This window comes from Pseudoalteromonas sp. T1lg23B (assembly GCF_002964665.1).
Classification (GTDB): Bacteria; Pseudomonadota; Gammaproteobacteria; order Enterobacterales; family Alteromonadaceae; genus Pseudoalteromonas.
In genome coordinates, this window is the sequence record NZ_PQBZ01000042.1 from 584,103 (window position 1) to 598,728 (window position 14,626).

Sequence of the window (14,626 nt, forward strand, 5' to 3'; positions counted from 1 at the left end):
AAACAGCATAGCCAGAAGCAAAGTCAAACATGTTTTTTTGCTTTAGCTTTACAAATCAAAACGTTGTTATTAAAAGAACAGACAACCCAATCGACTTGGGCTGTCTGCGACTTAGTCACGACTTAATTACTGACCACTGAAAAGCGCCAATATTTCATTCTCATCAAGGGCTTTTTTGAAAAAACGTACATCATCTATATCCCCTTCAAAGTGATTGCCGGTTGATTGGTTATCACCATTACGTCGTGCACCAATCAAAATGTCCATGCCATTACTTGGTACAGAGCCTGATACTTTGTTACCTAGTAACTGGCCGTCTAAATACACCTTGAAATACCCTGAACTATGGTCATTCACAAGCGCAGCAAAATGCCATTGCCCATCATCAATTGAGCCTGAGCTACTGCGGATTGATCTATATGCGCCTCCTCCCAAGCCAACCCTGCCATACAACGCACCATTGCTACCTGCAAACAGATAAAACTGCACATCAGAAGTGGCATCTTTCACTTTTGAGATCAATGCACCACTTTTTGTGGTTTTAAACCAGAGGGTGGTGGTAAAGCTATGTAGCTGAGGATTAACATCCATTAATTCATGAGCTGACAAGTTCACATAGTCATCACCATCAAAACGCAGCGCGCCTTCAATATGACCGTCATTCACCCAACTGGCACCTTGCACCGCACCATTTACTTCACTCAGGGTTCCAGTGTTAGTGGCAGTATTACCTGAGTACTCATCCAACGGGAGGTGAAGCAAATCCGCATAAGCTGGATCAAAACTAAAACTCGCTTCAATAACGTGGTTTTCACTCACATTATCAAATAGATACTCGTTAGCAACAGGAACAGATTCACCATCTACCAGTAGCGATGATACCTGATACAAAGGCGCAGGAGAGATTGTCATTGTTTGATTTGCACCACGCGCGACTGACACCGGTCCATTTGGCAAAATATCACCATGCGTGCCGCTAAAGGTACTGATCCTAACAACTTTGGGAGCAAAATTTGCTTTGATCACTTTGTGGCCCATCACTTCACAGCGTCCATCAATCACCTGATCGCAACCCTCCCAACCCAGAAAGTCGTGGTTGCTGTCTGCGACAGCACTCAAAGTAACCACTTGGTTGGTATCAAACACAGCGCCGCATGTTTGTGGACAGTCAACGCCGGTCGGATTACTAACAACACGCCCTCCTTCATTCATCAACACCCTGAGTGTTACGTATTCGAGTGCCCCAATATCATAAGCGCCTTGCAATGGTCGTGTTATGTTGACTAAGTCTCGGGTCAGTCTAGCTGCTTCCACTGCATATTCCGCAGGCATGTCAGTGCCGGTATTCACGGCGGCAGTATCACTTTTCAGTGCATACGGTATGTCATCTCCACCTTCCAAAATATCATCAGCCGCATTAAGGTTAGTGACAACTACCACATCGCCAGCCACATCCATTGGGGTGTTATCTGGTACAATTAGATTATTAGCAATTGAGTGAGTTTCTCGATACATACGAAAATCAACACTTTCTTTAGCTGGGTTAATAATCGTGTTGTTGACTACATGGTGAGATTTACCCGCATAAATTTGCTGCCAGGGTATGTGTTGGTCTTGTTCATTGTACATTTTGTGATGATCATCATCGGTATTAAAACGTACCTGAATAGCCGACTCTTTTCCATACTGGCTGCCTTTACCTGCATCTTTAATAACATTATTGGCTATAACGCCACCAAGAGTTGGTGCATGAACGCCCATACCATAACCCCCCTCGGAGCCACCTTCTAGGGTGTTGCGGTATACATCACAATGAGTGTTGGTTTGTAAGCTGATAGCGCCAATCTGATCACGGTTGTAATTGGCAGTCGAGAAGTTCGTTACGTGGTTAGCAAAAACTTCGCACTCAACTGCGCTAGATTTTACATTGATTGAATCCCAACCCGTTCTATCTACGATGTTGTTGTAAATTTTAACGCCAATCAGTTGCCCCGCCATGGGTTCGTTGTAATCGCCAAATGCAACCTGCTGCTGTTTGTCAGGCGCTTGATAATATTGGCAAATACGTCTTTCATTACCGCCCATACCGGAACCTGGTAAATGAAATGGATCGGCATGCTCACTCGCTTTATACAGACGATAACTGCCATTTGAGCCGATATACATCCCCTCTGTGCCTGTATTATGAATGTAATTGTCATGATAGCTGGCATTGTGGAAAGTCATATCACTGCGCGAACTCGCATCAAGATGATTAATGACCCCATCATTGTTGTAATCATGCATGTGCTCTTTTTGATATTGTTCCACCGAATCATGCAGCACCAAAGGTTCATTATATGCATCATAAAATTGTGGTGTTTCACCTTGCTCTGCGTAACGTGCTGGCACTGAGCCATCGGAGCAATTACTAAAGGTTTTCAGGTTAAAACCTGACTGCGTAGTGTGCCCCACTTCGATATGATCAAGTTCAATGTCGCTGCTGCGTTTGTAATAAGCCACACCTTTACGGACAGTGCCAACTCGACCATCGATTCTGAAACCGTAATCATAAGCCTGATTACCGGTTCCGGTAATGTGTAGGTGTTGGCTGTTTAACACGTCAATAGCTGTGTCGATATACCCATTGTTATCAAGGTTTTTAAACACTACTTGTCCACCCGTATTGATAACCGTGATAGGCGCCTGTGCCGTCCCAGCAACATTCTCAATTCTTAACTCATGACTTGCGCCTTCCGGTGCACCTTTGACACATAAAACCGCGCCGGGTACCAGCAGCTGAGCAGGATTAAGGGATTCATTGCCTTTGCCATCCACAGTGCTACTTCTACCATCAACGGTGATCCGCTCTTCATGACTTAATTGCACCGTATTGTTTGCTGAACACAATGGTTCGGTTTGTATCGCGGTGATAGCACCCTCAATCCAAGTATTTTTGGTTATACTCGCTGGAATTTGCTCATTAAAAAGTCGCAACAAAAAGCTATGCGACAGCCACTGTTCATAAGTAAGCGGGATCAGCGCATCACCCACAGGCTGATTGTTTGTTTCAAACTCAGTTAGCAAGTGCGTCGTGCGAACAGACAAGTCATTATCAGTTCGCATATCGCTTGGTACCACCAAATATGACCCAGCGTTATGTGGGTCTATCACCAGTCTGAGCTTTGACTTATCAGCATCCATCATTAACGATAGATCACCAATAGCTGCTTTATAACGAATACCCGCTGATTGAGACTCGGCTACATAATTTGGATAACTGCTTAAGTCATGCATCTGATCGTCATACCAGTATTCACCGGTGATGGGATCTGATACTTTGATTGTATTAGTTACCAGTGAGTGAGGATCATTTACCTCATTGACATAACCACTAAAGGTTACTTTATACAAATCAGCTAGGCTGTAAAAAGGTAAACAAATTATGCTTACCGCGACAAGCGCCCACCGAGGAGTTAAAAAAGTCATTTTATAATCCTTTTATATTAAAGTTGTTCATTAAGTTAAATTTATTTTATTTTTAGATTTTTTATTCCAATAATTTAAGGTGAGAGAATAACTTTAACAAAAACGTGGTAGTACACCTACATTTTATATGGATTAATATTGTAAGAATTTTTAACAAGTTATGGATTTTCACTCACTAAAATATGAAATATTTCATAGAAATTAAGGAGTTGAAGCAACCTCACCAAGCAAAAAAATAAAACTACAAATCATGTAATATACTACTTTTTAACTAGCCTGAAAGTGCAAATGACAGGATTAATCGACTGCCTGTGTGCTTTGGCAGATAGCGCTTGTTTATTGACCGCGTTTGGTTAAATATAACGCTATTAGCGTAGAATAAAAATAAACCAGTAGCTAGCGACAAGGACGCACTGATATGTTCAAAATACAATGGTTAATATTGACCGTTTGCCTGTCATTTACCGCAGCAGCAAAAGACAATCTCATCAGCAAACCATTTGAGTTTGCAAAAACACTGACATTTAAGTCACAGTCTTTGCAGCAATCAAGGTCTGTACATGTTTATTTACCGCCCAGTTACACGCAAAACAAACAACAAACCTACCCAGTTATTTACTTACTTGATGGCTCAAAGGATGAAGACTTTATTCATATTGCAGGCCTAGTACAATTTGCTAATTTCCCTTGGCTCAATATATTGCCTGAAACAATCGTGGTGGGTATCGAAAACATTGACCGAAAGCACGATTTCACAACCCCAAGTGACAACCCATTGGATCAAAAAGAGTTGCCAACCCACGGCGGTGCCAAGCGCTTTATAGACTTTATCAACCAGGAGTTACAACCTATGATAAAGCGACATTACAGGGTCAATGAAACCACAACCTTGATAGGACAGTCACTTGGCGGCTTGCTGGCAACTGAAATTTTGTATAATCACAGTGCACTGTTTGATCACTTTGTAATCATCAGCCCCAGTTTATGGTGGAATGATGAAGCACTTCTTAATCAGGAGTTTAACCCATCTCAACTACCTAAGTCTGTCTACATCGGTGTGGGCAAAGAAGGCGAACAGATGGAGCGTATTGCCAAACAGCTTCACGAAAAAGTCACCCCAAAACTACTGGGTAAAACCCAGCTTGAATTTGGCTATTTTCCACAGCTAAACCATGGTGATACGCTACACCTCGCAGTGTATGATGCATTTAAGAAAATCAACTATTGAGAATGAGATAAATGAGATATAAGCCGATTTTAGTCTTGAGGGCTAGCACCTTTGAAGACTTCAATTAGTATTATTGCCCACTAAGCTCAGCTGATTCAACACCAACTGCAAACAATCCCATGACAATGGCTTTTTAAGTGTATCTCATTAAGATTAAGGCCGAAGTAGAGCAAAAGCTCAAAGTCTATCCCTCTACAATTAACATGTAGCCACGTAATGCTACAAATTTGTTTATTATTGCGCACAAAGTCATAAAACTGTCATTTAACTGCGCAATAATGCGCCCCACTTAAAATCAACCACCACTCGAAGACGATGACACAACCACCAGTACTGCTGAGTTTTTCGGCTCGCGCATTAGATGAACATGCTGAAGATCAGGCATGTCTGCACGCATTGCAGTACGATACCTTGCAACTTGAATATCATGATATGGGTCTGCCGTTTTTATGTGAGCTGCCGTTTGATGCTCAGCTTGGCGATGCCATTGCGTTATACGCAACCTCTGTAACCGCCCGCGCTGCAAGCTTCAGCGCAGAAACCCCTGTGACAAAACATGCATTAGACACAGGTCACCAAAACCTCATATTGAAAGGTCAAGGGCAGTCGGGGGAGTACATAGTGCAACTAAGCTTGGTGGGTCGCCATGGTATGGTTAAAAATACGGTGGAATACAACGCCTATATCAATAACGCATCGTCTATGAATAAGTCGGTCGAAACAAAAGCTTCACCTTCTTTGGTTGCATCCGCTGTTAAACGCCATACAACCAACCTGATGGCATCTCTATTGGCTATTTTCTAGCACGCCTAAAGGCTAATCCGCAAAACTCACTTTGCCCATAGTGATATTTGGTACGGTTTGCCTGTATGCCTTGAACTTTTACCTGCTAAGCACTCATTGGCCAGCATTGCAAACAACACCGCTTCTTTGGCGTCAGGATGAATACCCAGCGTGTCACTGCTATACAAACTAATATGCGCTGCCAATTGTTGATTAATTTGCTGCATTAGCAAAGGGTTATGTACACCGCCACCGCTACAATACACCATGGTTTGCTCACGACACAGCGAATTAATGTGTGTCGCAATAACGTTAGCAGAGAGCGCGCTTAAAGTTGCCATTACATCTTGATGGCTGAGCTGGCGTGTATCAGAGTCTTGTTGTGCGCGTTGCAACATCGCCAAGTTAAACACCTCAGGCCCCGTTGTTTTTGGCAAGGAAAGCGTAAAAAAGGGCTCAGCCAATAACCTCTCTAACAACGCCTGATTTATCTTCCCTTGTTTAGCCTGCTTTGCACTCCCATCATAGGGTTGTGAAAAGTGCTCGCGCATATAAGCGTCCATTAGCGTATTTCCTGGGCCTAGATCGCTACACACAACACCTTCCAAGTCAGTTCCCTTTGGCAAATACGTCAAATTGGCAATCCCTCCCATATTCAACAACACGCGATGTTCTTTATCGCTTGCAAAATAGTAATAGTCTCCATATTGCGCCAAAGGCGCGCCTTCGCCCCCCGCGGCAATATGCTTTTGTCTAAAATCGGCCACCGTAGTGATGCCAGTCGTAACCGCAATATGGTCTGCATCACCTATTTGTAAGGTGGCATTACCAAAGTCGCTGTACTGGTGCTGATGCTTTGGACAGTGAAAAATGGTCTGTCCATGGCTGGCAATAACATCGACATCATCGGCGTCAATTTGCCAGTCTTTTAAACACTGGTTGATTAATTCGCCATGATATGTGCCGAGCCAAGCATTTAATAAAGTCAAATATTCTAGACTGACAGTTTGCTTCGCAAACACTGATAATATTTTATCTTTAACCGTCTGAGGGTAAGCACACGTGGTAAACGCCTGTACTTCCACTTGCGTATCTCGACCACTACCTGCAATGCGACATAACGCAACATCTAAACCGTCCAGTGATGTACCGCTCATCAGGCCGATGATCAAACGCTCAGATTTAGCTGCACTTTGGTATAGTTTTTCAATATGTGGATGCATAGAAATTGACATTGTTTATTTTAGTTTTTCAGAAGTATACACGCTTACAATCGGATAGTCGTGGCGGCCAAACTCTAACGTCAAAGTAACCGTTTGTAGCCCTTCCAGTGCTTGCTTGTTCACCGTCGTAACAGGCGTATGACGCGTACCATCGGCCAACACGGCCATTACATGCTCAGCTTGTAGAAAACGCTTGCCACTGGCGACGTTTTTAAGAGTGATCAGTGCCGCTCTATCCCCTTGCTCAGTACTCATCGGGTAATACCCTTGCACGCTGAAATCACTGATTTTCGGATACTGCCTACCGTCGTTAACAAAGGCGCTGGGTGGGATGTTGGTAATGTTGCCATCGAATGTATAAATACTCTGCCCTGCAATACTTACACAGCTAAACGCCAGTAAAAAAGATATTAAATACAATTTCATAATCATACTCCTATGACTCACATTATATTGGCATCGCTGAATATACGATGACCCTAGCAGGCTTAATGCTCACTTGGGACCAGCGCTAATTGCTGAACTTTATCTGATATTTGCGCAAAGCGCAGCCCTTCGCAGCAGGCAAAACCTGGTAGTTGTTTTAATTTATACTGACTGATAAATGGCGTAGTGACCCCCGCCAGAAATCGGATAACCGTCTCTTTACTAGGCTGAACACCACCTTGTCGCAAGTGCTTGTGCATGGCAAACACATAGTTACGCAGCGTATCATTTTCGGGCATATTGGGGGTCTGACTTAAACTCAGACGCACCACTTGAGCACAACAGACACTGCAATGGCCACAGGACTGGGGGACTTGATGATCATCAAAGTAGTATGCCAAATTTGCACTTAAACAACGGTCTAACTCAAAAAATCGTAACATCGCCGCTATACGCTTTATTTCAGCTTGCTCTTTTTCTTTAAAATAGTGATACAAATTATCGACTAACTCAGGCTGCGATAAGGCGTTGGTATTTACATCGTATACCTGCACCAATCGTTTACTTTCCAGCTCAATGAGGCCTTGTTCATGCAAATAATCAAGTGCAGCAACCACTCTTTGCCTGTCGGCTCCATTTGCAACCAGCGCCTGAATATCTACCGTTCCCCATACTTTCTTAAACTGGGTATGACTGAATATCAAGTTCAAAAATGCTTGTCTGGTGGAGTCAAAGCGATTGAGTAACTTTCCTTGGGGAGTAACAAACTTGAGCCTAAAGTCGGCATAAAAGGCATACTTGGCAGTGATTGCCCCTTGGATTTCCAGTTGTACCAACAGCGTTTTCAATGCCAAAACGCGAATATTGCTCGCTTTTGATAAAGGTAACTCCTGTACTTCCCACTTGCCACCAGTTTGTTCTTTCAGACATTGAGTTATGACATATTCAATGCCCGATCGCTCAGGAGTGTCACCATAAACAAAGTTTTCAACGGTTGCCACTGAGTCCAAATTGCCAAGTACGGTGCAATATGCTGGTTGACCATCTCGCCCCGCACGACCGATTTCTTGACTATAGTTTTCGATTGATTTGGGTAAGTCATGATGAATTACAAAGCGGATGTCAGACTTATCTACACCCATACCAAAAGCAATGGTCGCTACCACTACCTGAATTTGATTATCCATAAACTGCTGTTGCACACGGCGGCGAGTCTCATCTTCAAGTCCAGCGTGATAAGCCTCAGCTTTAACGCCAGAAGCTTGTAACTGCTTTGCCACCTGCTGTGCTTGTTGTTGCAACGTCACATAAACGATGCCAGCGCCTTGTTGTGCGCGGATCAATTGCAGCAACTGCACGAGTTTATCCTGCTCTTTTACGCTACGAACCGACAAATCTAAATTCGGTCGATAAAAGCCCGTTTGCACGATGTGCTGAGGCTCAATAGCAAAGCGTTTTGCCATATCGAACTTGACTTTCTTAGTAGCGGTCGCAGTCAGTAGCAGAACTAATGGAATATTTAGCTCACGTCGGTAGTCGGGAAGCTTTAAATAGTCGGGCCTAAAATTATGGCCCCATTCCGAAATACAATGTGCCTCATCGACCACCAACATCGACACCTCAATACCAGTGATGAATTCCCGAAAACGTTCATTTTTGAAACGCTCAACCGACACCATAAGAATTTTAATGTCGCCCTTACGTACACCTTGCATCACACTCTGGCTTTGCTCTGTTGATTGACTGGAGTCCAATGTTGCAGCGGCAATCCCATTGCGTTGCAAAAATGCCACCTGATCCTGCATCAGTGCCAACAAAGGAGAAACCACCAGAGTTAAATTGGGCAGGTGTAACGCTGTTAATTGGTAGCACAACGATTTGCCCGATCCAGTTGGAAAAATCGCAAGCGAAGAATGACCCGCCAATAAATGTGAAATTGTTTGCGCTTGACCAGGACGAAAACTGGCAAAACCAAAATGTTGCGATAAGCTTTCTAGCAACTGCTGTCCATGCTCCATGATAGGGTCTCAATTGAAGTAATTTCTTGACTTAAAAGTATCATATTTTGTGTTTAGCATTAACGCTAATACGCAACTTTTAGCGTGCGTTGGCAAATTCATTTCTGTGCATAAGAGGAGAAAGCCATGTTTAATCCATCCGAACCTTCATTATTGGTTTTTAGTTTTGACGGCACAGGGAGTGAACCCAGAGATAGCCAACAATACAGCGCTGAGCAGTTCAAAGAAGACTGTGAAATAAGCAACGTGTTAAAACTACACTTGCTGCTAGGGGGGCGTATTCACCCTCAGGCTCAAAGCCATTTCCCTTCTCAAAAGTGTTTCTATTACAGCGGCATAGGTAATCAGGGGAGCACAGTAAAAAAGACACTAAATCAGATTTTGGCACCACAAAGTTGTGATGTGGCCAGTATTTTGTCACACGCAATGCATGACTTTGAACAACATTATCAAGCAGGTGACAAAATTGTATTGATCGGTTTTAGTCGTGGCGCAGCATTAGCGAGAAGATTTGCAAAGTGCCTAGAGAAACATATTGATAGTAACGTATATCTGTGTGTTTTCGATACGATTGCCTCAATTGGATTTAGCAAAATTACCAAAGCAACCTGCGGCACGGAACATGTAATTTTTTCAGATCATGATGTTCCTGATAATGTAGCAGCGGCTCTGCATTGCGTTAGCCTTGATGACAAGCGCCGCGCCTTTGAAGCAACCTTATTTAACCACGCCCCAAACGTCCATGAAGTATGGTTCGCTGGCAGTCACTCTGACGTCGGCGGTGGTTTTTATCGCAGTGGCTTATCGGATATTTGTTTACGCTACAGCTTAGAGTGGCTATTGACACAACCTGTACAACTACAATTGCTCACTCGTGAACAAATAGATTATCAAAGCTTACTGCCAAACGATGGTACCTTGCTCATAGATGCCGATGATCTAGCCATTAAACCAGATGCGCTCGCACCCAGCCACCAGCATGATTATTTTTGGAGTAACATCAACTTCAAAGCAACACACCGATTATGTGTTGTCATGAAAGACAATCAAGTCACTGACATCCCTCCTATAGTTCACCACAGTGTTGCAAAACGGATCTATAACCATAGTAGTTATCGCCCCGAATCGCTTAAGGGTCTAAAGCATCAATTGGAATACGCCAATGGAGAAACCCTAGAGTGTGTTGGTATTAATCCACATATTGAACTGCCCACCCAACAACTCAATATTCTCCAAGTAGGTGAGCGTAGAAACGTCAAGGTGTATGCCTGTGAGCCCTATAATCACACCGGACTTTGGTTAGAAAAAGGCGCAACTTATCGAATGGAACCTATCAATAATCAAGTTTGGTACGACAAAGACATACGCGTCACAGCGAGTGGCTGGCAAAGAGACCATCGCACCATCGGCGTTAAACAACTCCCCATTGAAATGATGGAACCATATAAGCGATTACCGGGTAGGCCTTGGTTTTCACTCGTAGGTTGTATCAATGCTGATGACAACCTCGCCTTCTCGCTCAATGGTGGTGGTGATATAAAGATTCATGAACATGGCGAGTTCACACCTTTTGCCAATGATATTTGTTGTGATTATGGACTAAACCGCGGAGCAATTGAGCTAGAAGTGACTCGATTGGGATAAGGAATCATGAAGGTCAGCTTGGTATTTTAGCTCAATCGCTTTGAGTTGCTCTGAGACCAAGCTGATTGCCCGATTTATTTGCGCCACTTGCTCGATATCAAAAGCATCTTTGTTGAGCATAAAATGAATGCCATTGTCATGGATCACATAGGGATGCACTCGGAGCGTGTCATAACCCAAGCGGTTTTTGTAATATATGCCACTGGCCTCATCTTCAATTAAAAAGTCCACACGGCCACGACGCACTAATTCCATGCGCTGCGAGAGACTAGCTACCTCAAAGTAATTGTCTTTAAACTGTTCAATGCGTAAAATACTCGCTAATTCCTCACCATAATATGCACCGGGATTCGCTGTAAATAAATACCCTTGTGTAAACAACTCACTAAGACTTTCAACCTCATCCAACGCAGACAAGGTAAACAAACGCATCCGCTCTCTGCGATATTCGGCACTGAAATAAGCTATTTTAGCCCGCTGTTCGTTGTAACTAGCCGAAGGCAAAATATCGATAAAACCTTTTTCAAGTTCGGTGATCCCTCTCGCTGAAGAGGGTAGTTTAACAAAGCGAATACATAATCCGGCTTTAGCAAAGATGTGTTTGGTCGCGTCAATATCTACACCAAAGTAACGTTCCGCCTCGTACATGACATAAGGAGGCCAAGACGTGCCTACACCTACTTTAAAAGTGCGTTCACAACTATGAGAGTAATGCGTAAAGAAAATCAATAAAACGAAAATGAGTCTGTAATACAAGTTGCTACTTCAACCCAAATTAAAAGCGCTCACTTGAGTATGGAAGAATAACGAGATATTACCAATTAAGTACAGAGATCAGCTGCAACTATACCTGAAGTAAGGTTTCTATTTGTGGATTTTACCTTGATAACGGACTAGGTCAGTAATTTTTGCGTAATTCTTTGCGCAACTGGCGCACTGAAAAATGAAATCACCGCGGCGGCAGGCCAAGCTAACAAAAATGCCCGTCCCCAATCAATCAAAAAGTGCTCTCCTAACCCCAGATTGATATAGGTCACCCATAACGTCATTAGAATTGAGAGAAAAAGTGACAGTAACAAAGTAAAAACGATACGGTGTTTGAGTGATGGCATGGCAGCGAATGTCCTACAGCAATTCCAGAACGGGCAGGATATAAGATCATGCTCGTTAAATCTAGACGTAATACTGCTTTAGCAAAATTGACAAACAAAAAAGCCAGCGCTTTATGCGCTGGCGTCATATTACTCAATTGGCATTTGCTGCGCTCGTCCTTGAGTCAACCCTCAGGTATTCAGCATTTTGCTCATTGTGATTAAAGCGCTTGCCAAACCATCGCAGTGCCTGGTTCTTCACCACGAGTCCACCACTTAGCTCGATACTGCTTACCTTGGTGAACAACAACATCGCCACCCCAGTAAACCGTGTTGCGATCCCAAGCATTTACTGGCTCTGACACGTCTTTCACTGTCACTTTAAAAGACTCAGAAACTGATGCTTTACCATCTGAAACCGTCACCGACACGGTATACATAGTGTCTTGTGCAACTTCACCCGCACTGAGGCTAACATTTGCACCAGAGCCCACTAGTGTCAGACCAGCTGGTACATCCCAAGAGTAAGTCAAGGCATCATTATCAGCGTCAGTCGCCGTTGCACTGACACTGACTTGAGCCGACTCATCTACCATCACATCAGCAATTGGTTGTAACACTGGTGCTGAGTTTGAGGCAGTAGTAACAGTCACTGTGACATCTTTAGACACCGCAACTTTACCGTCTGACACCGTAACAGTCAGTACATAGTTTGTATCTGATGCAACTGTAGGTGCTGTCACTGAAACACTAGCTGAGTTGGTATTTGCAAGCGTTAATGCCGCATCCCCCGTCCACGAATACGTAAGCGCATCACGATCGGCATCTGTTGCCGTTGCCGTAACAGTCACAGTGCCGCCATTGCTTACATTTACTTGACTATCAACTGATACTACCGGTGCACGGTTAGGCGGTAAATCGCCAGCGAGACCTTCATGCATAGCGTTTAAAATATCACCGTTATCCGCGTCAATTTCCCAAGCGAATAAACCGCCCAAATCGTTCACTTTTACATAGCTACCTTTGGCCATCACTGAGCGAGGGTTATCATAAGTGAGCAATTTACCATTGCTACGGTTCCACACATACGCACCTTCAGCCTGATCATCATAACCCGCTTCAAAACCGTTGATACCTGTGCCATTTGGACCTAACAAGTTAGCAACAATGCCTTTGTAGTCCATGATGCCCGCTTCCCAAACACCTTCAGAAGTAGAGCCTGTGAATTTACCATTCCCCGGCGCAGTCATTGGGTTACCCGGAATAGTTGCGTTTGCTTCCATTACGCCTTCCCAACCACGGCCGTACATTGCTGCACCCATTACCAGTTTCTTAGAGTCAACACCTTGCGCAAGTAGCAACTTGATAGCGTTGTGAGCACTATAAGCTGGGCCTTTACGCGGCTCACCTTTGTCATCTAGACCTGTACCATTACACTCATCCGTGCTGATGTGAGAACCACAATAAAGAGCAGTTTGGTGACCTGTGACGTTGTTCCAACCACCGTAGAAGTCATAAGTCATCGCGAAGATGTAATCCATGTACTGAGAAGCAGCTTGATAATCAACATCTTCAATCTTGTCATAGCCTGAGCCGATTGCAGAAGTAAGTTCGTACTGACGTCCTGTTTCAGCTTCAAGCTCATCTAACATCGCGCGCAGCTCTTGCATTAATGCGACATACGCAGGACCATCATTAACCGGATCGCCTAAGTCAGGGTTAGGACCATCACCTCCTGGGAATTCCCAGTCGATGTCCACACCATCATAAAACTTCCAAGTTTTGAGGAATTTCTTCATTGATGCGACAAAAGTGTCACGATTCGCTTTGGTAGTAAAACCATGGAATGGGTCCGAAAGTGTCCAACCACCTACTGAAGGTAGAATTTTCAGATCAGGATAACGTTGCTTAAGTGCCATTAACTGCGCATACGTACCACGGATAGGATCTTTTGAGTCAACACCCGGCAATGCTTTTTGAACCGCAGCCCAAGGGTCATGAATAACCACTTCATAATCTGCACTGCCCGCACAAGCAGTTTGTAGCGCTCGCCAACTGTTACCATTTTCGATTTGTTTCAGTGATTCATTCTCGCCACAAATTGGAATGAAGCCATATAGTAAATGCGATAAGTTCTGGGCAGGAATTTTTGTTACATCAAAATTACGGCCATAGATACCCCACTCTACAAAATACGCGCCTGTCACGTAGTTCGGGTTAGTACCATAATCTTTATTATTTGGGTTCACATTCATAGGTAGTGGGTCTAAATGACCACCGTCTGTGTCTGCAATCACAATCGGCTTACCTGCACTGCGCGCACAGGTTTGGCCTTCACATAGCTCAACATACAAAGTATGGCGACCTGAACTGGTGTAAGGGAACTCAATGGTGCCGCTCTTTGTTCCAGCAGGTAACGACCCTTCATTTACAAGCATGTCATCAAAGTACACTTTGTAGCCATCGCCACCCGAGCCACTCCAAGCATTCCATTTAATGCTGATGTTAACCTGCTCTTTTGCTTTTACTAGATCTTTATAAGAGCCAGCGCCGTCTAGGTTTACTTCAACAAAAGAGTATTGCTGTGCTTCCCAGCTTAAGCTTGGTGTTGACGGAGCCGCAACGACCGCTCCAGACATCATCGCCAGGGCAATTGCCCCTGTAAGTTGTTTTACTTTCATTACTTTCTCAACCTTATTTACATGTTATATCCAGCCAATAAAGGTGGATGATTGTTGTACCAAT

Annotated in this window: 9 protein-coding genes and 1 pseudogene; 3 read left to right on the forward strand and 7 right to left on the reverse strand. The window is 43.8% G+C overall.

Features of this window, described 5'->3' with window-relative positions:
- Window positions 1-126: 126 nt before the first annotated feature.
- Window positions 127-3,468 carry a LamG domain-containing protein gene (locus tag C2M32_RS19055; RefSeq protein ID WP_105169886.1) on the reverse strand — a complete coding sequence of 1,114 codons (3,342 nt, stop codon included), beginning with the start codon at window positions 3,466-3,468 and terminating at the stop codon, window positions 127-129.
- A gap of 418 nt (window positions 3,469-3,886) precedes the next feature.
- On the opposite strand from C2M32_RS19055, the gene C2M32_RS19060 reads away from it, so the two are divergent.
- Complete coding sequence (locus C2M32_RS19060; protein WP_105169887.1) at window positions 3,887-4,696, forward strand: alpha/beta hydrolase; 810 nt, start codon at window positions 3,887-3,889, stop codon at window positions 4,694-4,696.
- A 315-nt stretch (window positions 4,697-5,011) separates the two neighbouring features.
- The gene (locus C2M32_RS19065; RefSeq protein ID WP_105169888.1) at window positions 5,012-5,500 is read left to right on the forward strand and encodes a hypothetical protein; all 489 of its coding nucleotides are present in this window, start codon (window positions 5,012-5,014) and stop codon (window positions 5,498-5,500) included.
- Window positions 5,501-5,512: 12 nt separating this feature from the next.
- Here the strand turns inward: C2M32_RS19065 and C2M32_RS19070 are convergent.
- The 3 genes and pseudogenes from C2M32_RS19070 to C2M32_RS19080 form a co-directional block, all read right to left on the reverse strand.
- Window positions 5,513-6,702 (reverse strand): annotated as a pseudogene (locus C2M32_RS19070) (anhydro-N-acetylmuramic acid kinase).
- A 15-nt stretch (window positions 6,703-6,717) separates the two neighbouring features.
- On the reverse strand, window positions 6,718-7,128 hold the full coding sequence (locus C2M32_RS19075) for a hypothetical protein (protein WP_105169889.1): 411 nt from the start codon (window positions 7,126-7,128) through the stop codon (window positions 6,718-6,720).
- A 62-nt stretch (window positions 7,129-7,190) separates the two neighbouring features.
- Window positions 7,191-9,146: a RecQ family ATP-dependent DNA helicase gene (locus tag C2M32_RS19080; RefSeq protein ID WP_105169890.1), complete on the reverse strand. Its 1,956-nt coding sequence runs from the start codon at window positions 9,144-9,146 to the stop codon at window positions 7,191-7,193.
- A gap of 126 nt (window positions 9,147-9,272) precedes the next feature.
- Between C2M32_RS19080 and C2M32_RS19085 the strand changes: the two genes are divergently transcribed.
- Window positions 9,273-10,790, forward strand: a complete 1,518-nt coding sequence (locus C2M32_RS19085) for a phospholipase effector Tle1 domain-containing protein (protein WP_105169891.1) — start codon at window positions 9,273-9,275, stop codon at window positions 10,788-10,790.
- On the opposite strand, the gene C2M32_RS19090 is transcribed toward C2M32_RS19085, so the two are convergent.
- The 3 genes from C2M32_RS19090 to C2M32_RS19100 form a co-directional block, all read right to left on the reverse strand.
- A complete protein-coding gene (locus C2M32_RS19090) occupies window positions 10,767-11,546 on the reverse strand; it encodes a substrate-binding periplasmic protein (protein ID WP_442792723.1) in 780 nt (259 codons plus the stop codon). The two genes, C2M32_RS19085 and C2M32_RS19090, sit on opposite strands and share 24 nt — an antisense overlap.
- A 137-nt stretch (window positions 11,547-11,683) precedes the next feature.
- Complete coding sequence (locus C2M32_RS19095; RefSeq protein ID WP_105169893.1) at window positions 11,684-11,902, reverse strand: DUF2798 domain-containing protein; 219 nt, start codon at window positions 11,900-11,902, stop codon at window positions 11,684-11,686.
- 200 nt (window positions 11,903-12,102) lie between these two features.
- Window positions 12,103-14,562 (reverse strand): glycosyl hydrolase family 18 protein, encoded by a 2,460-nt coding sequence (locus C2M32_RS19100; RefSeq protein WP_105169894.1) that lies wholly within the window; start codon window positions 14,560-14,562, stop codon window positions 12,103-12,105.
- Window positions 14,563-14,626 lie beyond the last annotated feature (64 nt).

Coding starts and splice junctions, on each gene's coding strand:
- C2M32_RS19055 (WP_105169886.1), bottom strand. CDS start 3,468: ATGACTTTTTTAACTCCTCGGTGGGCGCTTGTCGCGGTAAGCATAATT.
- C2M32_RS19060 (WP_105169887.1), top strand. CDS start 3,887: ATGTTCAAAATACAATGGTTAATATTGACCGTTTGCCTGTCATTTACC.
- C2M32_RS19065 (WP_105169888.1), top strand. CDS start 5,012: ATGACACAACCACCAGTACTGCTGAGTTTTTCGGCTCGCGCATTAGAT.
- C2M32_RS19075 (WP_105169889.1), bottom strand. CDS start 7,128: ATGAAATTGTATTTAATATCTTTTTTACTGGCGTTTAGCTGTGTAAGT.
- C2M32_RS19080 (WP_105169890.1), bottom strand. CDS start 9,146: ATGGAGCATGGACAGCAGTTGCTAGAAAGCTTATCGCAACATTTTGGT.
- C2M32_RS19085 (WP_105169891.1), top strand. CDS start 9,273: ATGTTTAATCCATCCGAACCTTCATTATTGGTTTTTAGTTTTGACGGC.
- C2M32_RS19095 (WP_105169893.1), bottom strand. CDS start 11,902: ATGCCATCACTCAAACACCGTATCGTTTTTACTTTGTTACTGTCACTT.
- C2M32_RS19100 (WP_105169894.1), bottom strand. CDS start 14,562: ATGAAAGTAAAACAACTTACAGGGGCAATTGCCCTGGCGATGATGTCT.